The sequence below is a fragment of the Hanstruepera ponticola genome (genome assembly GCF_012931685.1).
Lineage (GTDB): Bacteria > Bacteroidota > Bacteroidia > Flavobacteriales > Flavobacteriaceae > Hanstruepera > Hanstruepera ponticola.
In genome coordinates this window covers 68,890-93,422 of record NZ_JABANC010000003.1, presented here as the reverse complement: position 1 = coordinate 93,422, position 24,533 = coordinate 68,890, and the positions used below count along the sequence as shown (strand labels likewise).

The 24,533-nt window shown below is 31.8% G+C and carries 21 protein-coding genes; 15 read left to right on the top strand and 6 right to left on the bottom strand.

All coding sequences use genetic code 11. The annotated features are described in order from the left end of the window. From HGK31_RS09200 to HGK31_RS09160, 9 genes are all read left to right on the top strand, one after another. Complete coding sequence (locus HGK31_RS09200) at positions 1 to 1,920, top strand: BatA domain-containing protein (protein WP_191859488.1); 1,920 nt, start codon at positions 1 to 3, stop codon at positions 1,918 to 1,920. Beyond that, positions 1,917 to 3,170 (top strand): dihydroorotase, encoded by a 1,254-nt coding sequence (locus HGK31_RS09195; protein ID WP_191859487.1) that lies wholly within the window; start codon positions 1,917 to 1,919, stop codon positions 3,168 to 3,170. The genes HGK31_RS09200 and HGK31_RS09195 overlap by 4 nt, the downstream gene beginning before the upstream one ends. Further along, positions 3,170 to 3,499 carry a DUF4870 domain-containing protein gene (locus tag HGK31_RS09190; RefSeq protein ID WP_191859486.1) on the top strand — a complete coding sequence of 110 codons (330 nt, stop codon included), beginning with the start codon at positions 3,170 to 3,172 and terminating at the stop codon, positions 3,497 to 3,499. Before HGK31_RS09195 ends, HGK31_RS09190 begins: the two co-directional genes overlap by 1 nt. After that, on the top strand, positions 3,499 to 4,152 hold the full coding sequence (locus tag HGK31_RS09185) for an alpha/beta hydrolase (protein WP_317169730.1): 654 nt from the start codon (positions 3,499 to 3,501) through the stop codon (positions 4,150 to 4,152). The genes HGK31_RS09190 and HGK31_RS09185 overlap by 1 nt, the downstream gene beginning before the upstream one ends. A gap of 79 nt (positions 4,153 to 4,231) precedes the next feature. After that, the gene (locus HGK31_RS09180) at positions 4,232 to 4,945 is read left to right on the top strand and encodes a hypothetical protein (protein WP_191859484.1); all 714 of its coding nucleotides are present in this window, start codon (positions 4,232 to 4,234) and stop codon (positions 4,943 to 4,945) included. A gap of 21 nt (positions 4,946 to 4,966) precedes the next feature. Further along, positions 4,967 to 7,708, top strand: coding sequence for a TonB-dependent receptor (locus tag HGK31_RS09175; protein WP_191859483.1), 2,742 nt, complete (start codon positions 4,967 to 4,969; stop codon positions 7,706 to 7,708). Between the two features lie 53 nt (positions 7,709 to 7,761). After that, on the top strand, positions 7,762 to 8,910 hold the full coding sequence (locus tag HGK31_RS09170; RefSeq protein ID WP_191859482.1) for a DUF4249 domain-containing protein: 1,149 nt from the start codon (positions 7,762 to 7,764) through the stop codon (positions 8,908 to 8,910). Position 8,911: 1 nt separating this feature from the next. Continuing rightward, positions 8,912 to 10,117, top strand: coding sequence for a DUF4249 domain-containing protein (locus tag HGK31_RS09165; RefSeq protein ID WP_191859481.1), 1,206 nt, complete (start codon positions 8,912 to 8,914; stop codon positions 10,115 to 10,117). Positions 10,118 to 10,119: 2 nt separating this feature from the next. After that, positions 10,120 to 11,847 carry a hypothetical protein gene (locus HGK31_RS09160; protein WP_191859480.1) on the top strand — a complete coding sequence of 576 codons (1,728 nt, stop codon included), beginning with the start codon at positions 10,120 to 10,122 and terminating at the stop codon, positions 11,845 to 11,847. Here HGK31_RS09160 and HGK31_RS09155 read toward each other — a convergent pair. Continuing rightward, on the bottom strand, positions 11,844 to 12,347 hold the full coding sequence (locus HGK31_RS09155; protein ID WP_233451054.1) for a hydrolase: 504 nt from the start codon (positions 12,345 to 12,347) through the stop codon (positions 11,844 to 11,846). The two genes, HGK31_RS09160 and HGK31_RS09155, sit on opposite strands and share 4 nt — an antisense overlap. Further along, complete coding sequence (locus HGK31_RS09150; protein WP_191859479.1) at positions 12,347 to 13,108, bottom strand: MBL fold metallo-hydrolase; 762 nt, start codon at positions 13,106 to 13,108, stop codon at positions 12,347 to 12,349. Before HGK31_RS09150 ends, HGK31_RS09155 begins: the two co-directional genes overlap by 1 nt. Before the next feature lie 91 nt (positions 13,109 to 13,199). Between HGK31_RS09150 and HGK31_RS09145 the strand changes: the two genes are divergently transcribed. Continuing rightward, positions 13,200 to 14,657 carry a nicotinate-nucleotide adenylyltransferase gene (locus tag HGK31_RS09145; RefSeq protein WP_104733858.1) on the top strand — a complete coding sequence of 486 codons (1,458 nt, stop codon included), beginning with the start codon at positions 13,200 to 13,202 and terminating at the stop codon, positions 14,655 to 14,657. Positions 14,658 to 14,712: 55 nt separating this feature from the next. Here HGK31_RS09145 and bcp read toward each other — a convergent pair whose 3' ends face one another. After that, positions 14,713 to 15,165 carry a thioredoxin-dependent thiol peroxidase gene (gene bcp / locus HGK31_RS09140; protein ID WP_191859478.1) on the bottom strand — a complete coding sequence of 151 codons (453 nt, stop codon included), beginning with the start codon at positions 15,163 to 15,165 and terminating at the stop codon, positions 14,713 to 14,715. Between the two features lie 35 nt (positions 15,166 to 15,200). Between bcp and HGK31_RS09135 the strand changes: the two genes are divergently transcribed. Then, positions 15,201 to 15,857 (top strand): endonuclease III domain-containing protein, encoded by a 657-nt coding sequence (locus HGK31_RS09135; RefSeq protein WP_191859477.1) that lies wholly within the window; start codon positions 15,201 to 15,203, stop codon positions 15,855 to 15,857. A gap of 244 nt (positions 15,858 to 16,101) precedes the next feature. Here HGK31_RS09135 and HGK31_RS09130 read toward each other — a convergent pair whose 3' ends face one another. Next, positions 16,102 to 16,686, bottom strand: coding sequence for an RNA polymerase sigma factor (locus HGK31_RS09130; RefSeq protein WP_104735744.1), 585 nt, complete (start codon positions 16,684 to 16,686; stop codon positions 16,102 to 16,104). A 238-nt stretch (positions 16,687 to 16,924) separates the two neighbouring features. On the opposite strand from HGK31_RS09130, the gene uvrA reads away from it, so the two are divergent. After that, positions 16,925 to 19,711 carry an excinuclease ABC subunit UvrA gene (gene uvrA / locus HGK31_RS09125; RefSeq protein WP_191859476.1) on the top strand — a complete coding sequence of 929 codons (2,787 nt, stop codon included), beginning with the start codon at positions 16,925 to 16,927 and terminating at the stop codon, positions 19,709 to 19,711. Here uvrA and HGK31_RS09120 read toward each other — a convergent pair. Next, on the bottom strand, positions 19,708 to 20,772 hold the full coding sequence (locus HGK31_RS09120) for a DUF3667 domain-containing protein (RefSeq protein WP_191859475.1): 1,065 nt from the start codon (positions 20,770 to 20,772) through the stop codon (positions 19,708 to 19,710). The two genes, uvrA and HGK31_RS09120, sit on opposite strands and share 4 nt — an antisense overlap. 169 nt (positions 20,773 to 20,941) lie before the next feature. Here HGK31_RS09120 and HGK31_RS09115 point away from each other — a divergent pair, with 169 nt between their 5' ends. Then, complete coding sequence (locus HGK31_RS09115; protein WP_191859474.1) at positions 20,942 to 21,646, top strand: hypothetical protein; 705 nt, start codon at positions 20,942 to 20,944, stop codon at positions 21,644 to 21,646. 64 nt (positions 21,647 to 21,710) lie between these two features. On the opposite strand, the gene HGK31_RS09110 is transcribed toward HGK31_RS09115, so the two are convergent. Beyond that, positions 21,711 to 22,385, bottom strand: coding sequence for a dioxygenase family protein (locus HGK31_RS09110; RefSeq protein ID WP_191859473.1), 675 nt, complete (start codon positions 22,383 to 22,385; stop codon positions 21,711 to 21,713). A 472-nt stretch (positions 22,386 to 22,857) separates the two neighbouring features. Here HGK31_RS09110 and HGK31_RS09105 point away from each other — a divergent pair, with 472 nt between their 5' ends. Beyond that, the gene (locus HGK31_RS09105; RefSeq protein ID WP_191859472.1) at positions 22,858 to 23,520 is read left to right on the top strand and encodes a hypothetical protein; all 663 of its coding nucleotides are present in this window, start codon (positions 22,858 to 22,860) and stop codon (positions 23,518 to 23,520) included. A gap of 186 nt (positions 23,521 to 23,706) precedes the next feature. Beyond that, complete coding sequence (locus HGK31_RS09100) at positions 23,707 to 24,414, top strand: tetratricopeptide repeat protein (protein WP_191859471.1); 708 nt, start codon at positions 23,707 to 23,709, stop codon at positions 24,412 to 24,414. Positions 24,415 to 24,533 lie beyond the last annotated feature (119 nt).

Here is a 24,533-nt window from a genome sequence, read left to right as displayed (position 1 = left end):
ATGCAGTTTAAACATCCCGAAATTCTTTACGCATTATGTTTGCTTATCATTCCTATCATTATCCATTTATTCCAATTACGCCGTTTTCAAAAAGAAGCCTTTACTAATGTTGCTTTTTTAAAGCAGGTTGTCATTCAAACACGTAAAAGTTCACAACTAAAAAAATGGCTAACTTTACTTACCAGAATGCTATTGTTGGCTTGTGTAATCATTGCGTTTGCGCAACCTTTCACTTCAAAGAGTACTACTTTTAGTACAACACCCGAAACGGTTATTTATTTAGACAACTCTTTTAGTTTGCAAGCGAAAGGAGAACAAGGCGAATTATTGAAGCGTGCCGTTCAGGACATGATAGATGAAATTAATCCTGATGATAAAATTTCTATTTTAACTAATGATGCTGTTTTTAAGAATACGACCATAAAGACAATTCAAAATGATTTATTGCAATTAGAATATGCTTCAAATCAAATGCCTTATGATGCTGCACTACTAAAAAGCAAAAATTTATTTAGCCAAAACGCAACAAATAAAAATTTAATTTTTGTGTCTGATTTTCAGCAGAAAGAAGCTGATTTTTCTTTAGAAAATGATTCGCTATACCAAGTCAATTTAGTAAAACTAGAACCCGTAAACACATCAAATATAAGTATTGACAGTGCGTATGTTGAGAAAACATCGGCTAATTCACTGCAATTACAAGTCATCTTAAAAAACAATGGAAATCCGGTTGATAATTTACCTATATCATTGTTTGATGACGATAAACTATTAGCTAAAACATCGACGGATATTGAGAATGAAACACAGATTACATTTACACTATCCAATCAGGAAATATCACATGGTAAAATAATAGTTGATGATAATAGCTTACAGTTTGACAACACGCTTTTTTTTAATTTAAATAAGCCACCAAAAACTAATGTACTCAACATTAACAATGCTGAAGATACCTTCATTAAACGTCTTTATGCTTCTGATGAATTTGAATATTCTGCTACTACTCTATCAGAATTAAATTATAGTGTGATTGATAATCAAAACTTGATTATTTTAAATGAATTGGAACAGATACCGAGTTCTCTTTCAAATTCATTAAATTCATTTATTGCCAATGGCGGCTTTGTTATTGTTATTCCTTCAGGAAACAGCGATTTGAATTCATATAACAGTTTATTATCTCAATATGCTATTAAATTTGATGAAAAACTGAATACCGAAAAGCGCGTGACACAAATTAGCTATGCACATCCAATTTATGAGAATGTGTTTGATAAGCAGGTTTCAAATTTTCAATACCCTAAAATAAATGCTTATTTCCCAGTAGTGTCAGCTGGCAATCTGGAACCACTTAAATTTGAAGATGGTCGTGGGTTCCTGATTGAAAGTGATCAATTATATGTGTTTACAGCACCTTTGAATCCTAAAAACTCTAGTTTTAGTAACTCGCCACTGATTGTCCCTACTTTTTATAACATTGCAAGACAAAGCTTGAAAACGCCACAGTTATATTACACAATTGGTGTTGAAAATCAATTTGACGTGACCACCACCATGCAACAGGATGATATTTTAAGTATTAAAAACGAAAATTTAAACATCATACCACAGCAACAATACTTTAACAGTAAAGTAACCCTTATTACTAATGATTTGCCCAATTTGGCTGGTGTATATAAAATTACCAATAAGGCTGAACTAATCACAAAAATCAGTTATAATTATAACCGAGAGGAAAGTGTATTGCGCTACCTAGATATTACTAATATAACCCAAGCTACAGTAAGTAGTTCACTTGCTGATATGATAAAAACACTAAAAAGTGACTCCAAAATTAATGAGCTATGGAAATGGTTTATTATTTTTGCGTTAGCTTTTTTAATTATTGAAATGCTCATCTTAAAATATTTTAAATGAACGTACTTCTGAAATCTGCCACAATAATTGATTCTAAAAGCGATTTCCACAATCAAACGGTTGATATTTTAATTGAAAAAGGTGTTATTTCCAAAATTTCAAAGCGCATTAATAATACTAATGATTACCGAGAAATTCATTTAGACAATTTACACGTTTCACAAGGATGGTTTGATAGTAGTGTGAGTTTTGGTGAGCCTGGATTTGAAGAACGCGAAACTATTTCAAATGGTTTAAAAACAGCAGCATTATCTGGCTTCACAGCCGTTGCAATGAATGCCAATACTAATCCTGTTCTTGATAGTTATGCCGATATTTCATTTGTTATTTCAAAAGGGCAAAACAATGCTGTTTCACTTTATCCTATTGGAGCATTAACCAATGGATCAAAAGGTGAAAATTTGGCGGAATTGTTTGATATGAAAAATGCAGGTGCAGTTGCTTTTTATGATTATCAAAAACCCATTAAAGACCCTAATTTGATGAAAATTGCTTTGCAATATGCTGATAATTTCGGAGGGTTAATCTGTTCTTTCCCACAAGAATCAAAAATAACAGGTTTGGGAGTTGTGAATGAAAATTATACTAGTACTTCTTTGGGACTTAAAGGAAATCCTAATTTAGCTGAAGAACTTCAAATTGTTCGTGATTTGTTCTTATTGGAATACACAGGAGGCAAGCTTCATATCCCAACTATTTCAACTGCCAAATCAGTTAGCTTAATAAGGGAAGCTAAAAAGAAAAAACTAGATGTTTCCTGTAGTGTGGCCATTCATAATCTGTTTTTTAGTGATAGTGTTTTGGAAGGTTTTGATACACGATATAAAGTAACTCCACCATTACGAACTCAAGAAGATATTGATGCTCTTATTGAAGGGTTAAAAGATGGTACTATTGATATGGTGACTTCAGATCACAATCCAATTGATATTGAGCATAAGAAGGTCGAGTTTGATTACGCTGAATATGGAACAATTGGACTTGAGTCGGCATTTGGAGCACTTAATACGGTATTATCTACCAAAAAAGCCATAGATATACTTACCAAAGGAAAAAACAGGTTTGGAATAGCATCTAAACCCATTGCTTTAGGCGTAAAAGCAGAATTAACACTTTTTAATCCTAAAACCACCTATACCTTTACAAAAGCACAAATTCATTCTACATCCAAAAATGCAATTTTTAATAACGTTGAATTAAAAGGAAGTGTTTATGGCATTATAGCTAACAAAAAAGTTGTTTTAAAATAATGATGACTGAACAAACAATACGAGAAGGTAGAACTATGGCAATAGTAGCTTATTTTACATTTGTGGGACTCATAATCGCCATTATCATGAATTTAGATAAAAAGAATCCTTTTACAGCTTTTCATATCAGGCAAATGCTAGGGTTAATAATCTTGCTTATTTTTTCTAATCTAACAGAAGCTTACATAAATTCTTGGCTAGGTACTATTTTTTGGGTTATAACCTTTGTGTTTTGGTTGTTTGGTTTATACCATGCTATAAAATCGGAAGCCAAGCCTGTTCCAGTTTTAGGCGAAAAATTTCAAGAATGGTTTCAAAACATTAATTAATTTTTACTTTGGATTTACACTACATCACAAGACCTTCGACACTCAAAGAAAATGCGCCATTATTAATCATGTGTCATGGGTATGGAAGTGATGAAAACGATTTGTTTTCTTTTGCTTCTGAATTGCCTGAAGAATTGTTTATTATTTCATTACGCGCTCCTTATACCTTACAACCTTTTGGCAATGCTTGGTATGCTATAAATTTTGATGCCAATCAGAATAAATGGAGTGATGACGAACAAGCAAAAGAATCACGTGAAAAAATTGCTGGTTTTATTGATTATGCTTGTGATAAATATCCAGTAAATAAAGAGTCAGTCACATTGTTAGGATTTAGCCAAGGAACCATATTAAGTTATGCTGTGGCTTTGACATACCCTGAAAAAGTTAAGAATGTTATTGCCTTGAGTGGTTATATAAACCCTAATATCATTCCTGAAAATTTTGAATCTATTGATTATTCAAAGCTTCATTTTTATTGCTCTCATGGTAGTGCAGACCAGGTTATACCTGTAGAATGGGCTAGAAAAGCTCCGAAATTTTTAGAGGCATTAAATATTGACTTTAAGTATTCTGAATTTCCTGTTGGGCATGGTGTAGCTCTACAAAATTTCTATGAATTTAATGATTGGTTGAAAGCAAGGCTTCATTAATCGATTTATATGTTAAATTATGAAAATTCTTACTTTATTTTTCTACATTTACTTTGTATAAAAATTAAGAATTTCAATCGTGTTTAAGCCGTTTTATTATAGTTTATTACTACAACTACTCTTTCTTCAATACTCTCAAGCACAATTAAACAGTGTACCTTCAGAATATTATTTAGCTTTTGATTCTATAATTGGTGTTGAAAATTCTGGATTATATAATGGTAAACGATATATTGAACGTTATCGTTCTAGTGAGGATAACCATCACTTTTTTAAAGATTATAATTTTGTTGATGGAAGCGTTGTATATAACAATCAACCCTTTTTTAATTTAAAAATCAAATATGACTTGTATGAAGATGTGTTGGTAGCCAATCTAAAAGGTGATAAAAAATTCTTTAATATGGTTTTTATCAACCAACAAGTCCATGAGTTTAATATACACGGTCATTATTTTGTAAACATCAATGCGTATAGTAGTTCAGATAATTTTTCAGGTTTTGCAGAACTTTTATATACTCAAAATGATGTATCACTTTTAAAAAAACATCTGAAAGAAAAAAAAGATAAAATAAAAGGTCAAACAGTTTTTCATGAATTTAAGGCTAGAAGTATTTATTTGGTTTTAATAAATGGAAGCTTGACAACCATAAAATCCAAAAAAGACTTTAAAAACATTTATCCCGAAAAATATAGCGAGATAAACTCTTTTTATAAAGAAAATAAGTTTTTACAAGAAAAAAACTCTGATTCATTCATGATTAGACTAATTGATGAAATAAATAAAATTTAGCAGAACAATATTCCTGAATCTATGATTAAGAAATACCTCATTATATTAAGTGTTTTTTGTATTCAGTTTCTTTATTCACAAAACCAACAGCCAATCACAATAACATTTGATAATGTTTCATTAGAGCAAGTCATAGAGAAATTAGAGGAAGTCACTGAATATAATTTCTATTTTCAAAAAGATTGGATTGAAGATCAAACAATAAGCCTTTCTTTTAATCAAGCTACCATTCAGGAAGTTTTAAATGCGGTTTTTAAGCAATCATCCTTAAATTATTTCATCACACAAAACAGAATAATACTTACCAATAATAGCTACATATATACGTCACTGCCAGAAAGTTTTTTTGACAATGAAAACCAACTAAATACTGAAGATAAGTCTGCGGTGTTTTACAATGAGTATGAGTCGAAAAACATTAAAGGTGGTGTAATAACCATAGGTAAGCAAGATGCAAATTCCAATCAAGAATTCTATACAATTTCAGGCATCGTTAGAAATGAAAGTACCAATGAACCCATTCAAAATTTAGTAGTATCCACCAATAATAAAGCTAACTATACAACAACCAATAACAATGGTTATTTTGTACTGGAAGTTCCTCCAGGTATTAATGTGATTGAGACTAATTTATTAGGTTATGAACCCACAACCAAAAATGTACTTGTATATGGTAATGGGACTTTAGATTTTGAGGTTTTAGAAGGAGCTGAACAATTGGACGAAGTGCTTATAGAAGCCAAGAAAGATGATAATGTAAAAACAGCTATTGTTGGTGTCACAACCATTGATGTTGCTGGTATAAAAAACATTCCAGTAGTTTTGGGTGAAAGAGATATACTAAAAATTGCAACCACCATGCCAGGTGTAAAAACGGCAGGAGAAGGTTCTTCAGGATTTAATGTAAGAGGTGGTCGTACAGATCAAAATCTGATTCTTTTAGATAATGCTGTAATTTACAGTCCTTCTCATTTTTTGGGCTTTTTCTCTGCCTTGAATCCTTTTACAACTGGAAGTTTAGATATCTATAAAGCAAGTATTCCTGCCGAATATGGCGGAAGATTGTCATCAGTTTTTGATATTAGAACTAAAGATGGTAATCCAACTGATTTTTCAGGTGAAGGCTCAATTGGCCCTGTTACGGCTAATTTATCTGTTGAGACTCCTGTTTTTAAAGAAAAATCATCGGTTATTGCAGGCTTTAGAGCAACATATTCTGATTGGATTTTAAGGAGTATTGATGATGAAAACTTAAAAAATAGCGAAGCTTCTTTTTACGATGGTATATTAAAATACAAGCATAAGCTTGATGATAAAAACACCTTTCAAACTTCAATATACTATAGTAATGATAAGTTTAGCATCACCTCTGATTCGGTTTATAAATACAATAACAGATTAGCTTCTTTAAAATGGGATCATATATTTAATGAAAAAAATAAAGCAGAAGTTATTCTAGTAAATAGTCAGTATAAATATAATATTGACTACGAGGCAGATGCAAACAGAAATTTTGATTTCGGATATAAAATTAACGAAACACAGATAAAACTGAATTTTGATTATTTTTATAGTAAAAAGCATAAATTCAAATATGGTATTAGTAGTAAACTTTATAATATAAACCCAGGAACCATAAAACCAACCGATGAAAATTCAGACATAGAATATAAATCACTGGAGAAAGAAAAAGGTTTGGAATCAGCTATATATATAGCCGACTTATTTGAAGTTACAGATAAACTGCTATTAGATTTTGGATTGCGCTATTCATTTTATGCATCAATGGGACCAACAATAGTTAATATTTATGAAGAAGGAAAGCCAAAAAATCCGTCAACTATAATTGATCAGGAAACTTATGGCAATAATGCATTTGCTAAAACATATGGCGGTCCAGAGTTAAGGCTCTCATTGAGATACTTTTTAGCACCAGAACTATCATTAAAAGTAGCTTATAATAAAACCATACAATACATTCACTTATTATCTAATAATACAACTGAAGCACCAATAGATACTTGGAAACTTTCTGATTTTAATACCAAGCCTCAAAAAGCTGATCAATTCTCAATGGGTATTTATAAGAATTTTGATGCTGGTAATATTGAAATCAGTCTGGAAGGTTATTACAAAAGAATGACCGACATTCTTGATTATAAAGTTGGTGCAGATTTAATATTGAATGAAAATTTAGAACAGGAATTATTACAAGGTGAAGGTAAAGCTTATGGTGTTGAATTTTTACTAAAGAAAAAGGCAGGTAAGTTAAATGGTTGGTTAGGATATAGTTACTCAAGATCCTTTGTGAAACTTGATAGTCAAATAGATGAAGAAACTGTAAATAATGGTGATTTTTTTCCTGCAAACTATGATAAACCACATGATTTTACTACCGTTTTAAATTATAAATTAACGCATCGTTTTAGTTTTTCAGCAAACTTTACGTATCAAACTGGAAGACCTATTACTTACCCAATAGGCAAGTATGTCATTGCAAATGAAGAACAAGTAGTATATAGTGATAGAAACCAGTATAGAATACCTGATTATTATCGATTGGATTTAGGTTTCAACATAGAAGGAAACCATAAAATAAAAAAGCTGGCACATAGTTTTTGGAACATAAGTGTTTTTAATGTTTTGGGACGAAACAATCCATATTCCGTATTTTTCGTTAATGAAGATGGTAAAATACAAGCGTATCAAACCTCAATTTTCGCTATTCCCATACCTACTATAACCTATAATTTTAAATTCTAATGGTGTTAAAAATCAAACATATTACAGTTTATTTTGCAACGCTAATGTTTATTATGAGTTGTAGAGAACCATTTGAGCCAGAATCTATCGAGTTTTTAGATGCCCTAGTTGTAGAAAGTACCATTACCAATCAACTAAAACACCAAGAAGTAAAACTCTCACGGACTTACAGGTTGGAAGATAATGAGCCTAAAACGGAAAACAATGCAAATGTTAGAATTCAAGATAGCAACAATACCATTTATACTTTTTCGCAAAATCAGGATGGTATTTATATTTCGGATACTGAATTCCAAGCGCAAGATGGTGTAATGTACCAGCTTTTTATTGTAACACAAGATGGCAATGAGTATCAATCTTCTGAAGTAACATTGACACCAACATCTGAAATTTCAAATTTATATGCTGAATTAACAACAAAAAATAATGGTGAACAAGGTATATCAGTTTTTGTAGATAGTGATAATACTTTAGGTGAAGCCAAATACTTTAAATACAATTATGAAGAAACTTATAAAATAATTGCTCCTAACTATTTCCCATATGATATAAGCTTAATAAATTTAATATTTATTGATTTTGGACTAATTGAATATGATATCGTAATTACTGAAAGAGAACAAGAAGAACGAGTATGTTATTCAACAGAAAAATCTTTTGGAGTAATACAAACAGCTACTAATGATTTGGAAAATAACATTATTTCTAGATTTGAAGTAAATTTTATTCCTATTACCTCTCCAAAAATACGAGATCGATATAGTATTTATGTAGAACAGTATGTACAAAGTTTAGAGGCTTACACTTTCTATAAAACTATTAATGAATTTAGTGGCTCAAACAATATTTTATCTCAAATACAACCAGGTTATGTATTAGGAAACATTCAATCTAATAGTGAAGTTTCAGAGAAAGTTATCGGTTACTTTGAAGCCGCAACAATTTCCTCTGATAGAATATATTTTAACTATACTGATTTTGACATTCAGTTGCCTGACTACTATTACGATTGTGACTTAAGAACTTTTGATTATAATGATCCTTATGAACGTGCTAGGTTATATAGCTTGGTAACTCATAATAGTTATAAACTGGCATCAGGTGTTAACAACACAGGAACAATTTTCGATGTGGTAAATTCAGAATGTGGAGACTGTACATCCATTTCGTCAAATATAAGACCCGATTTTTGGGAAGATTGATATGATTAAAAAATGTGTTCCATATTTGCTTATTTTTGTTTTGTTTCTTGGATGTAGAGAAGCTATAGAGCCAGATTCAATTGAATTTTTAGATGTACTCGTTGTTGAAAGTACTATTACCAATGAGCTAAAACATCAGGAAGTTAAATTATCAAGAACTTACAGAATAGATTCAGATGAACCTATAATTGAGAATAATGCTACAGTCTGGATTCAAGATAGTCAGAATAACTCCTACTCTTTTACTCAAAACAATGAAGGTATCTATCTATCAAATGTACCATTTCAAGCAATGGAAAATATGTCTTACACATTATTTATTACCACGCAAGATGGCAAACAATATCATTCTGAAGTTGTAAACTTAACAGCTGTTTCCGAAATAACAAATCTATATGCTGAACTTGAATCTAATAATCAAAATGAAGATGGTATTCAAGTTTTTATTGATAGTGATAATTCCAGCGGTATTGCTGAATATTTTAGATATGAATATGAAGAAACGTATAAAGTAATTGCTCCTAATTATTTTACAGCAGACTTAAACCTTACTAACTTTAGAAATGTGCAGGGAAGTATTCATTATGATAGAGAAATTACGTTAAGAGAACAAGAAGAACGAGTTTGCTACACAACAAAAAAATCAGAAGGAATCATTCAAACATCTACAACGGAACTTGACGAAAATACTCTCGTCAGGTTTCCAATAAGGTTTATTCCAATTGATGATGCTGCAATTAGAGAGCGCTACAGTATATTGGTTAGACAGTATGTACAAAGCCTTGAAGCTTATACGTTTTACAAAACTGTTGATGATTTGGGCATTGTTGGTAGCGTTCTCTCTCAAGTTCAACCTGGTTATGTATTAGGAAATATAATTTCAGAAAATGAATCAGAAAAAGTTGTTGGATACTTTGAAGCATCAACAGTATCATCTGAACGAATTTATTTTGATTATGGCAGTTTTGACTTGGACAAACCGCCTTATGAAAATGAATGTTATATTTTAACGCTAGACTATACAGATATTTTTACTAATGATGGTGATTGGCATGAACGAAATATTTTATACCAATTTATAACTGTAGATAATTATAAATTATATTCTGATCCAGGACAAGGAACCATCTATGAAATTACTAATCCAGAATGTGGAGACTGTACATCCATTTCGTCAAATATAAGACCTGAATTTTGGGAAGATTAAATATGAAACATACGCTTGTATTCTTATACTTTTTTGCATTTTATTTTAATTGCTTTGGTCAAATTAGTCCAGCGGAATATGATCTTTTAAAGAAATCAATTCCTAACGAGACGTCCGTTTTGACTACTAATTCAAATATCTTTTTAGCAGGTGAATATTTATACTATAAAACTGTTTTGCTTAACCAGCAGGATAAGCAATTTAGCACTATAAGCCAAATAGCTTATGTTGAACTTGTAGGAACTGATAACCATGTTATTTTTAAGCATAAGCATCGTGTAACCAATAGCTTTGCTAATGGCGATTTCTTTATTCCTTCGTCTGTAAAAAGCGGTCATTATAAGTTAATATCCTATACCAATTGGTCACTAAACAATTTGAAAAATGCATATAGCGAAAAGAACATATTTATTATTAATCCTTTTTCATCAGAAAACCAAGTTATTACTAATGAAACAACTGATAATTATGTTACAGTATCTATAGAAAAAAATGATTCAATTACTTTTTTGGACAATGATAATTCTAAATTTGTATCGCTTAATCTAAATAAAACCTCATATAGTAATAGAGAAAAAGTGCGCTTACAAATTAAGTTGGAAAATGATGATAGTATCATTAATTGCCTATCAGTAAGAAAAGTAGATTCTGTTTCAGTTACAAATACATCAAATAAAAAAAACACTACCCAAACTAATATAGAAACTAATCATTTACCTGAACTTCGTGGCGAAATCATATCAGGCAATTTGGTTTCAAAAAATAGTGAACCTGTTGGTAACATTCCAGTTTCTTTAACTTTTTCAGGTGACAACGCCATTTTTAAAAATGCTAACACTAATGATCGAGGTCAATTCTATTTTATTGTAAATGACGATTATGGTAATAGGCCTCTAAACATTGTTGTTCAACATAAAAACAGAGAAAATTATGAAATTAGAATTAACAGTAAAGAATTCAACAGTTATAATCAACTAAATTTTAATAATTTATCTCTGGGAGATGATCTAAAAGAATGGCTTGAGAATGAAAGTGTATTTAATCAAATTGAGAATGCTTATTTTTCAGTAAAAGCTGACAGTATTCAACCAATAAAGGCAAATAAAGATTTTTTTAATCCCATTCAAACAGTATATCATTTAGACGATTACACACGCTTCAAAACAGTTAAAGAGATATTTACAGAAATTATAACTACTGCTTCAATTTCTAAAAAGGATTCAGTATTTCAGTTTAATGTACCAGATCTGGTAAATATAGATTTCAATAGAGATTTAAATTATTTAGACCCACTTGTTTTGGCTGATGGGTTTTTGATTCAAAACAACGATGAAATAATAAATTATAAGACTAGTAATATAGAAAGTATTAACACCATTACAGGCCAATATATTTATGGTTCAAATTTATATAACGGTATCATTTCATTCAAAACCTATGATGGTGACTTTAAAATTGATAGTGAAGGCAATAATGCAATGGTATTAGATTATCCTGTAATCATACCGAGAAAAATCTATTATCAACCCAATTACGAAAATAATAATGCTTTAAATCGAATACCAGATTACAGAAAACAGCTTTTATGGTTACCTAATTTGTTACTTTCTGGTGAAGACGTTATAACCTTTTATACTTCAGACAACAAGGGTTTGTTTGAGATTTTACTACAATCCATTTCAAACACAGGAGATATCACTTTTGTTAAAAAATATTTTAGGGTAAATTAATAAACAGGATATATAAAGGAGGCTTCACGATTAAAAATAACTTTTTGATCTTCGTTAATTTCATAGGTCAAGAATAATTCACCCCAATATTTGCCATCAGAAAAATTTGTAACAACCCATTTATGGTTTAAAATTCTAATAGCATCAATCTGCATTTTTCCACCACTTAATGATGGGTAAGGAATTAAAGGATGCTCCTCTCCTTTTACTGAATTTAACTCATATAATTCCTCTTTTACCAACGGAATAAGTTGATTAACACGATATCCTTGCTCTTCAAAATAAGACAAAGCAGGCTCACTATTTTCAATAGAAAATTCAGACAGAGTTAAAACTCTATCTCGTAGGTTGTTAATTGTATCCTGATACTTTTCAAATTTAGCTTCTTTTTTAGCCATCTTACTTTCATAATCCTCTAATATATTTTTTGAATTTACATATTGAAAAACAACAAGTAAAAGAGCAAAAATAAACAGGTACATAAAAATTCTATTCTTCATTATATGGTAATGTTTAAAGTGTCATAAGCTAAAAAAACGTTTTCAGGCAATTTTTGTTGTACGTCATCATGAAATCCCAATAAATGACTAATGTGCGTGAGATAAGCTCTTTTGGGCTTTAAAATATTGATTATATCTAGCGCTTGCTCCAAATTCAAATGAGATGGATGCTCACTTTCCCGTAAAGCATTGATTACCAAAACATCCAAGTTTTTCAATTTTTCCATTTCCTCTTCAGCGATGGTTTTCATATCGGTTAGATACGCAAAATTATGAAATCTAAAACCAAAAACCTGTAGATTATAATGCATACCGCTAATTGGAATAACAGATATACCTCCAACATCAAAAGGCTCATTGGTAATTATATTTTTTTGAACACTTGGAGCTCCAGGATATTTGTTTTCAGTTTCAAAGATATAATCAAATCTGCGCTCTAACTCACCCAAAACTCGCTTATGTGCATAAATAGGAATGTCGCCTTGTCTAAAAAAGTAAGGTCTTATATCATCTAATCCCGCTGTATGATCAGCGTGCTCATGTGTGAAAAGAATGCCATCAATACGGTTGCAATTGGCTCGTAGCATTTGTTGTCTAAAATCCGGACCACAATCAATAACATAAGTATAATCATGCCATTCAATTAATACCGAAACGCGTAATCGTTTGTCTTTCGGATTAGTACTTAAACACACAGGATGCGTGCTTCCAATTACAGGAATACCTTGTGATGTGCCAGTGCCTAAAAATGTTACTTTCAACGCTTAAAGTTTGAAAACAAAAATAGGGTTATTTTTTTGTTTGACATGGTAATTTAATACCTTTGTAGCTAAGAATTAATCCCAATTTACAATGGAAATTAGCTTAAAAGGTGATAAAGAGTTTGATGAAGTTCCCTCATTAAAAACGAAAGCACTACGTATAAATCTCAACGAAAATATTTACGGTACTTTTGCTGAAATTGGTGCAGGTCAAGAAACTGTGAGACAGTTTTTTAGAGCTGGAGGTGCTTCAGGTACTATTGCCAAAGCTATGTCTGCTTATGATAAGGATTTTAGTGATGCTATCTATGGAATTGAAGATGATGGTCGTTATGTCACTGAAGCACGTTTACGTAAAATGCTGGATCATGAAATTGAACTTATCGAGCAACGATTAATTCGGGATAAACATCCACACAAATTGTTTTTCTCTTATGCGAATACGGTTGCAACTATTGATTTTGCAAAAAAATATAAAGGTCATGGTTGGGTAGGAATCCGATATCAGATTGATGCTGATGATGATTATAATGAAATTACCCTGCATTTGCGCTTCAAAGAAAACGATGCGCGCTTGCAACAAGAAACGTTAGGTATTCTCGGAACCAATCTTATATATGGTGCGTTTTATAAGTATAACGAACCTAAAAAATTATTGCGTTATCTATACGATCATTTGGATAAAGATCAATTGGAAATTGATACAATCAATTTTTCAGGACCAGTATTTGAAAGTGTTGATAACCGACTTATGAGCTTACAGCTTGTTAAAAACGGTATGACTGATGCTGTAATGTTTGCTCCAGATGGTAATAATGTATTACCAGCTCGTGTACTTTACAAAAAGAATATTTTAGCACTACGTGGAAGTTTTAGACCAGTAACTAAAGTAAACATGGATATGTTTCAAAAATCATATGACATGTTTATAAAGGAAAATAAGGTAGATGCTGATAAAACACAAGTAGTCTTTGAAATTACATTATCCAATTTAAGAGCAGAAGGTGAAATTGATGAGCAGGATTTTATGGATCGTGCAAGACTGTTATGTTCTTTAGGTCAAACCGTTCTAATTTCAAATTTCCAAGAATATTATAAGCTCGTTGAATACTTTTCTCAATATACTAAAAGTCGTATGGGACTCGCAATGGGAGTCAACAACCTTGTAGATATTTTTGATGAGAAATATTATCGTCACTTAAGTGGTGGTATTCTCGAAGCTTTTGGTAAACTTTTCTTTAAAGATTTACGTGTTTACCTCTATCCTATGCAGAATGATGATGGTACACTCACTACCAGCGAAAACCTCAAGGTACATCCTAGAATGAAGGAATTATATAAATTCTTCAAGTATAATGGCAAAGTAGTAGATATTGCTGACTATGATGCATCTAACCTAACTGTTTTCTCAAGAACCGTCTTAAAAATGATTAGCGAAGGTGAAGACGGTTGGGAGTCAATGTTACCTGAAGGTGTTGCCAAATTAATTAAAGAGAAAAGCCTTTTTGGTTTTGAAACCGAAGAGGTTATGCATCCAGACGATTTATAATTAAAAACATCATAAATTCAATAAAAAGCGACCATATTCAGGTCTCTTTTTTATTTTAATCAAGGATCTGATTTGTATGATCCTTTGTCTTAACTTTTGTAATGACATCTTCTATTATGCCTTTCTCGTCAATAACAAATGTTGTTCTATGAATACCATCATATTCTCGTCCCATAAACTTCTTTGGTCCCCAAATACCATAGGCTTCAATTACAGTTTTGTCTTCATCTGCCAACAATGGATATGGAAAATTATATTTATTTTTAAAATTAGACTGTCTTTTTTGGCTATCAGCACTTACACCTAAAATATCATAACCTTTTTCCTTAAACTGCTCATAATTATCGCTTAAGTTACAGGCTTCAGCTGTACAGCCTGGTGTGCTTGCTTTTGGGTAAAAGAATAATACCAACTTTTTCCCTTTATAATCTGATAAAGAAATGTCATTTCCTTGTTCATCGTTTGCTGTAAAATCTGGAGCTTTATCTCCTGGTTTCAATTGTGTCATAATTCTTAACTTTGGTTTTTTCAAAAGTACAACATATGACCAAGCAAGAAAAGGTAGATTTCGTTATAAAAACGTTAAACACGCTATATCCAACCATTCCTATTCCTTTAGAGCATAAAGACCCATATACCTTGTTAATTGCTGTTCTTATGTCAGCACAGAGTACAGATGTACGCGTCAATCAAATCACACCCTTATTGTTTGCAAAGGCAGATAATCCTTATGATATGATTAAGCTATCAGTTGAAGAAATCAGAGAAATTATTAAACCTGTTGGTTTGTCACCAATGAAAAGCAAAGGGATTTATGGTCTTTCTAAAATTTTAATTGATAAACATAATGGTGAAGTTCCACAAACCTATGAGGAATTAGAAGAATTACCAGCTGTTGGTCATAAAACAGCAGCTGTGGTTTTATCCCAAGCTTTTGGTATTCCTGCTTTTCCTGTTGATACGCACATACACAGGCTTATGTATCGTTGGGGTTTTACTAATGGAAAAAATGTTGTTCAAACAGAAAAAGACTCTAAACGTTTATTCCCAAGAGAACTTTGGAATGATTTACATTTACAAATTATCTGGTATGGTCGTGAATACTCACCTGCAAGGGGTTGGGATTTGGAAAAAGATGTGATTACCAAAACTATTGGAAGAAAGACAGTACTCAAAGACTATTATTCAAAAAAGAAATAAAAAAAAAGTCCTGAGACTAATCAGGACTTTTTCAAAGTTTAGTTGAGAAGTGCTTCAAACTTCATCTTATTACAATTTATAACACTTAAAGCCTTCGAATAATTAAGAAGAAAATTAACCGTTTCTTCTTTTGGGTTTAGATTAAGTTGTTTTTGAGGATTTTGTTTAGAGTAAAGTTTTGCCATTTAATTGATTATTTGGTTCTTAATACTTTACTTAACGTTCATATTTTTTATTTATTGTATTAATTTGTTAAAACTATATTATGCTTGTCAATTATTTTACGCATGTTTATTAATGCATAACGCATTCTTCCTAGAGCTGTATTGATACTAACGCCTGTTTTCTCTGATATTTCCTTAAAGCTCATATCGTTATACATACGCATAATTAGCACCTCTTTTTGATCATCAGGTAACTCTTCAATAACACGACGAACATCTTTTTCTACCTGATTTTTTATAATGCTCTTTTCAGCATCTAAAGATGAATCACTTAAAACTGAAAATATATTAAAGTCTCCTGTATTACTAAATTTAGGCATGCGGTTATTTTTTCTAAAGAAATCAATGACCAAATTATGAGAAATACGCATAACCCAAGGTAAAAACTTACCTTCCTCATTATACTTGCCAAGTTTGAGGGTTTTAATAACTTTAATAAAGGTATCTTGAAAAATATCTTCAGCAACATCTCTGTCAAAAACTTTTGAGTAGATAAAGCTGTAAACACGTTGTTTGTGCCTATTGATTAAAATTTCAATAGCACGCTCGTCTCCTTTTATGTAATTAGAAACTAAAGTAGCATCAGTGATAAGTTCGTGTTGCATAATCATTACTTTTTTTCCAGAATATAGCTTCTGGGTTGGGGTTAAAAAATTTTAAAAAGTAATGTTTTGCTTATAGGCTACTATCGTGATTTTTAGAATAATACAGTTCAAATATAACAACATTCATTCCAAAAAAGCAAAAAAAATTTAATTTTTTACACAAAATATTATAAAACAATCCATTTTTTAAGATGAATTACTTGTAGTATCTTTGCCAAATTATCTTGCGTAAAACCCTATGATTACTAATATTTCAGAAGTAAACCCAAAAGAAAACATCATAATAAAAGGTGCTAAACTGCATAACCTAAAAAATATTGATGTTGTCATTCCTAGAAATAAGTTAGTAGTTATTACGGGTTTATCGGGTTCTGGTAAGTCCAGTTTGGCTTTTGACACCTTATATGCTGAAGGTCAAAGGCGTTATGTTGAAAGTCTTTCGAGTTACGCACGCCAATTTTTAGGTCGTTTGAATAAACCTAAAGTAGATTTCATAAAGGGTATTGCACCAGCTATTGCTATTGAGCAGAAAGTGAATTCAACAAACCCACGCTCAACAGTTGGGACGTCAACAGAAATATATGATTATCTAAAATTATTGTATGCGCGAATTGGCAAGACCTATTCACCAAAATCAGGTAATGAGGTGAAAAAAGATACCGTAACTGATGTTTTAAACTATATAAAAACACTTGCTGAAGGCGACAAACTTTTGCTTCTTGCTCCAGTACTTTTGGAAGAAGGTCGAAAATTATCAGATAAACTAAAAGTACTAAATCAGCAAGGCTATGCAAGGATAAAAGCTAAAGATGATATCATTAGAATAGATGAAGCGAATATAGATGTAATCAATAAAAATGATTTATTTCTAGTTGTTGATAGGATTATTAAAAAAGATGACGAAGACTTTTACAACCGTTTAGCAGATGCTATTCAAACAGCATTTTTTGAAGGTAAAGGTACATGCATTATTGAGCAACTATCAAACAATAAGCAAAAGTCATTTAGTAATGCTTTTGAGTTAGATGGCATGACGTTTTTAGAACCAAACGTACATCTTTTTAGTTTTAACAATCCCTATGGTGCTTGTCCAAAATGTGAAGGATATGGTGATGTTATTGGCATTGATGAAGATCTGGTAATACCTAATACAGGATTATCAGTTTATGAAAACGCACTTTTCCCTTGGCGTGGTGAGAGCATGAGCTGGTATCGCGATCAATTGGTCAATAACTCCCATAAATTCGATTTTCCAATACACAAACCTTATTTTGAGTTGAGTGATGAACACAAACAGTTAATTTGGGATGGTAATGCGTATTTTGAGGGCTTAAATAGCTTTTTCGCTGAATTAGAATCTAAAGCTTATAAAATTCAGAATCGGGTAATGTTATCACGTTATCGCGGTAAAACAAAATGCAAAACTTGCCACGGAAAGCGTTTAAGACCTGAAGCTAATTATGTTATGGTTGGCGGCAAAACAATTACTGATTTGGTCGATATGCCCATTGACGAATTAAGTATGTTTTTTAATCAATTAGAGTTATCAGACAACGATTTAAACATCGCAAATAGGTTATTAAAAGAAATTAAAAATCGTCTCTCCTATTTAACCAACGTAGGCTTAAACTATTTAACCTTAAACCGGAAGTCAAACACCCTATCAGGTGGTGAGAGTCAACGTATAAATTTAGCCACTTCCCTTGGTAGTAGTTTAGTTGGGTCAATGTATATTCTTGACGAACCTAGTATTGGTTTACATCCAAAGGATACAGAACGATTAATATGTGTTTTAAAAGCTCTTCGTGATTTAGGAAATACCGTAATTGTTGTTGAGCATGATGAAGATATTATGCAAGCTGCAGATGAGATTATTGATATAGGCCCTGAAGCTGGAACTTATGGCGGAAAAGTTGTAGCCACTGGCACTTATTCAGATATTTTAAATTCGGATTCACTTACAGCACAATACTTAAATGAAACTCTTAAAATTGAAGTTCCTGATAAGCGTCGTACATCAAAATATGCGGTTGAGATTGTTGGTGCCAAGGAGAATAACCTAAAAAATATTGATGTTACCTTACCTTTGGGTATGCTAACCGTTGTCACTGGTGTTTCTGGAAGCGGAAAAAGCACATTGATAAAAAAGATAGTATATCCTGCCATTCAAAAGAAACTAACTGATTTTAGTGATAAAGCAGGGCAATTTTCTGAACTGAAAGGCAATTTCAGTAATATTGAGCACATTGAATTTGTTGACCAAAATCCTATTGGTCGTTCATCACGCTCCAACCCTGTAACTTATATTAAAGCCTATGATGATATTCGTGCGCTTTATGCCAGTCAAAAATTGAGTAAGATTCGTAATTATCAAGCCAAACACTTTTCGTTTAATGTAGATGGTGGTCGTTGCGAAACTTGTAAAGGTGAAGGTGAAGTGACTATTGAAATGCAATTTATGGCCGATGTACATCTTACTTGTGAGACTTGTAATGGTAAACGCTTTAAAAAGGAAGTCCTAGAAGTTACGTTTGAGGGTAAAACCATTGATGACATTTTAAACCTAACTATTGATGATGCCATTGAATTTTTTACAAATAATCAGCAGTCCAAGATTCAAGGTAAATTACAACCACTTCAAGATGTTGGTTTAGGTTATGTAACATTAGGACAAAGCTCCTCTACCCTTTCGGGTGGTGAGGCACAACGTATAAAACTGGCTAGCTTTTTAGGAAAAGGGACGAAAGGTGCTAATACCCTATTTATTTTTGATGAACCAACTACAGGCTTGCATTTTCATGATATTCAAAAGCTACTAAAATCTTTCCAAGCACTTATTGGTAAAGGGCATTCTATTATTGTTATTGAGCACAACTTGGAATTGATAAAATGTGCCGATTATATAATTGATTTAGGTCCTGAAGGTGGTAAACGAGGTGGTAATCTCATAGCCGAAGGCACTCCAGAAGACATCGTTAAAAACAAAAACTCTATTACAGGGCAATATTTAAAGTCAAAACTTTAATACGACAAAAAGGCTACAAAAAGTACCGCCAATGACGCCGGGAACAAAAAGACAAAAAAGGTAAAGGTCACCAAACTACACTTGAAAAAACTTAAAAACCATCCTTGGTTATAAAATCGTTTTAAGGCTAGAAATAAATAAATAAACACAGATAAAATTATAAGTGTTGTAATCCAGCCAGGAAATGCTTCCAAAGCAAAATTTAAAAGCAACAGGATACTAAATACTGTAAATAAAAAGGAGAAAAAGTAAAAACTAAATACCAAATGATAAGCATAGCGTCCTTTTCGGTAATAAAAGAGTTTCAGTATTAAGGCAAAAATTGGTAGTAAAAAGAACATAGCAATTGGAATGGTGTCATAAAAGGCCTTAAGTATGGAGCCACCACTCTTGGTCTTATAAAATTTGAGCATTTGCGCATAGAATCGTTTAGAGAAGTAACCAGCATCATCATCCATTCCCATTTCTTTATATATAACCTTATCTGAAGCACCAGCATCAATTAATGAATCGATTTTATTTTCATCAAAGCCAAAATTCATATTAGGTTTCGTATTACCTCCTTTTTTTATAATAGAATCCAACTCTTTTATTTCCTCTTCAGGTAATCCTAACTTATCTTTGTTTGCTTCATAAGGCGCCATTAATTTAGCTACTTGGGCAGAATCTAATCCTTTTTCCGAAAGCGTATCTGCTACCTTTTTTGCTTTTTCAAAACTGCCTTTCAAAGCCTTATCAATACTCTCCTCCTGCTCTCTGGCTACAAACGAAAACAAAAAGAAAAAAATAACAGAAATAAATAAATACATCTGGGCTGGATGTAAATACAATAGTCTTTTGCCTTCAAGAAACTTTTTGGCCAAATAGCCTGGTTTAATCATCAACGGAATAAAACTCTTAAAAAAGCGCGCATCAAAAGAAAAGTAATTACTAATAGTATTGTAAAACAATACGCCTATAGTTAATTCGTCATTTACTTTTTGACCACAATGTGGACAAAACTCAAAGCCTTTTTCAAATTCGCTTTCACAATTTTTACAAGTTGATTGGTCGCTTGGCATAAACTAAATAGAAGTTTTTATAAAATTATAAAAAACAATCTACATTCAGCACAACATTATGTTGTTGTATATCAGTTCTTTATAATTTTGGCATGACAATTGGTATTTCAAATAGGTATAGCGTAAGCCGAAAAGCTAATGAGTAGGCAAAATCTTAAATCCTAGTATTATGAAAAAACAAGTACTTTTATTTACAGTGTTGTTAATGGGATTAACAGCTGTAACCGCAACAGAAAACTATTCTGTAAGTTCAGGTGAAGATTTAATTACACGCTATCGTTATGCACAACCTATTTTGTTTGTAGAGCGTGGTGTGGAATTTATGATTTTTCCAGATGGTAGTTTTGATTTTAACACCAATGTGGTAAATAATGCACCTTATAGTGATAACTATTACTACAGAAGTTCAACCACCATTACAAGAAGAGGCTCGGTTAATTCTACATTTGGTGCACCAGGAACTGTAAGTCGTGTTCACTTTTCAACACCAAGAGATCGCGGTGTGATTATTCAGCATGATAGAGATGGTAAAGTAAGACGCATTGGCAATGTGTTTATTAATTATGACCGCTTTGGTAAAATTAAACGTGCAGGCTCTGTCTATATGCAATATAACAGACGTTCTGGTTTACTAACGCGTGTTGGAGGCCTAACAGTACAATACAACCGCTTTGGAGAAATTATGAGCACGTTTGGTTTTGTAAATCCGTTTAGCATCATGTGTGGTGTTTGTGGTGCATTTGGTTGCACGACTAATCATAATAGTCATTTTGATACTCATGGTAATAATTGGGATGATGACTGGAATACTGATGAAGACTTTTATTATTATAAACAAAACGGAAAAGTGAAAAAACAGAAAAAGCTCAAGTAACTTAACCTATAGTTATCTACTAAAAAGCCGATTAGTCATTTGTGATTAATTGGCTTTTTTATGTTTATTTATCTGGATAATTGGGAATATTCAATCCTAGAATAATATCATGTTTAGCGACTAATAAATTGTCTCTTGCTGTTGTTTTCAAAACCCCATTTCCGCCACGATTACGCATGTTGTTCCGTTGTGATTGGGTTAGAAAGGGATCGTCGTCAAAAACCCATTCATCTATATAGTAAGGATTATCAATATCTGGCTCTTTTATGCTTGGATGAATATGAGCCATAATGTTGCTGTTAGGATAACTAGCTGGTTTAACCGTATAAATGGCGTATTTACCGTAAGTATTGGTTTTTACCCAACCACGAATATAACCATGTCTAGATGCTTGCTTATCAAGATTGTCTGTAGTTGCATAGTTTCCATAAATATCAGTATGGTAATAATAAAGAATAATATCTGGTGCTGGTGTTTTACCATCCTTTTTGTAGATAGTCCCAGAAATGAGAAGCTTCTGCCCTTCTTGATTCCAACCTGGACTGGTATCTGTTGCTTTTATATTTTTGGGCATCCCAATAAACATAAAGTCTCGGTTTTCAAAAGGACCACCAACAATGGCGTTTGTGGTGTGCGTTGGTTTGGTTGTGTTTGTTTGTTGTATGGTTTGCCCTTGACAGGATAGTACCAAAAGACTTAAACTAAACACGATACTTATTTTTATTGCTGTTGAACCCATAGCCTTGTAATTTAGTTTGTATGAAAATTACAAATAAGCATGATTGGATTGTTGTAAAATACTGTTAATTAACATCCTTTAAGCATGTTTTTGTCTTGTCCTGACAGAACTTACAAACGACTTTTATAGGACTTAACTACGGCTTAACTAGGGCTTTTCTCAAAAAAGCCGTGTGCTTACATTTTGTAAGAAAAATCGATGACTTCCATACACTAACCATACACTAGCCATACTTTAACTCTAGGGAAACAATATAGGTGGATCATAAAGCACATTATGTAGTGACGCGTTATATGAAAAATGTTTTAAAATGATTAGATTTGGGTAGTGGCATAAACCCACTAGTAATCATATACTCCCGATTTGGGTGCAAAAGGACACCTTTTTGGTATATATATATAATAATAAACATACTGGTGTTTATACATACGTTGTGGGCAATTTAAACCAACAGATAGAAGTTGAATTCTGAATGAACAAAATTTTAAAAATATTACCTTTTTTTCTTCTTACTATTTTGAGTTGCAAAGGACAGGATAAAGAACCATCTGACTTTATTCCAGAAGGATATGTAGAATTTGAAAAATATTATGGAGACTTAAATAAAGATGGACTTAAAGACTGTGTACTAATAATCAAAAAGACTGATACAACTAACATTGTTACCTATCGCTTTGATAAAAAAGCTGACAGAAATAGACGTGGAATTGTTGTCTTATTCAAAAATGAGGAAGGTTATCAACTTGCAGACAAAAATTACAATTGCTTTTCTTCAGAAAATGAAGATGGTGGAGTTTATTTTCCACCTGATTTATGGATTGAGATTAAAAACGAAAAATTGTGCGTTCATTATGGATACGGAAGGTATGGATATTGGGAATACACATTCAGGTTTCAAAACTCAAACTTTGAATTAATTGGATACGATTCAAGCAGCAATCGTGGACCAGTAGCAAATACAGTAACAAGTATTAATTTCTTAACAAAAAAGAAATTAGTAAAAGAAAACACCAATGAAAATGCAGAAGGAGGAGATGAGACATTTAAAGAAACTTGGAATACAATTGAAATAGAAAATCTAATCAAACTGTCTGAAATAAAAGATTTTGATGAATTAGATATGTATAATTATTAAAAAAAATGCGCACAACAGTGGCTATAAGTAATTACTTTTATACACCTACTCAGAAAATTACTTGCGCCAGTTCGCTACGCTCGAGTTTCGCGGATTTTCTATTTGTTATGTATTTTCTAAATTAGTTACTAAAACACGCAACAAAATTACACACAAAACTTTAGTGTACCATTTAAACCAAAAATTATGAAGATAAAATTATTAGTCGTTCTAATTTTAATTACGTTTTTCTCATTTGCTCAAAATAGTAATTATGAAAAATGGACTGCAATGGCAGATAACGATATAAGTTTACAACCTGAATATGGAAATGTTGAAAAAACTGAATCTCAAAAAGCAGATGATGAAAATTTCAAAAAAGACATTTTGGAATATTATGAAGGCGACACAATCTCTGCGAGTAAAAAAATGAGTGATTTAGGTTTTACTTATTTGTATGATAAAGGAGATTTCGTTACTGCAATGCGTCGATTTAATCAAGCATTTATGTTAAATCCCAAAAATGCCGATGCCTATTATGGATTTGGAACAATTTTCTTCAACCTTGGTGCTATGAAAAAAGCTCGTGAACAGTTTGACAAAGGATTGGAACTTAACCCAAAACACCCTAAAATATTAACGGATTATGGCACAACATATCTCGGTGACTATTATGAAAGTTTAGAAAATGGAAAAGAAAATTCTAATGAATTCCTTGTGAAAGCGAATGAATATTTAGAAAAATCACTTGATTTTGATAAAAAGGATTCAAATACAATTTATAAACTTTCAATTGTAAAAATGTACATTGGTGATTGTAATGAAGCCAAGAAATTGCTTGATAAAGCAAAAAAGATGAACAATCCAAACGTTACTGAATCTTATGAAATAGAACTGAATGAAAAATGTAACTAAAGACGGCTAAAACAACAACTATAATCCATTGCTCTCTTAATGTTAAACCAGAAAACTGTATATTTAACTTGGCGCGATTAATCCTTCTAAAATCCTCGCTGATTTTCAGTTAGGTATGT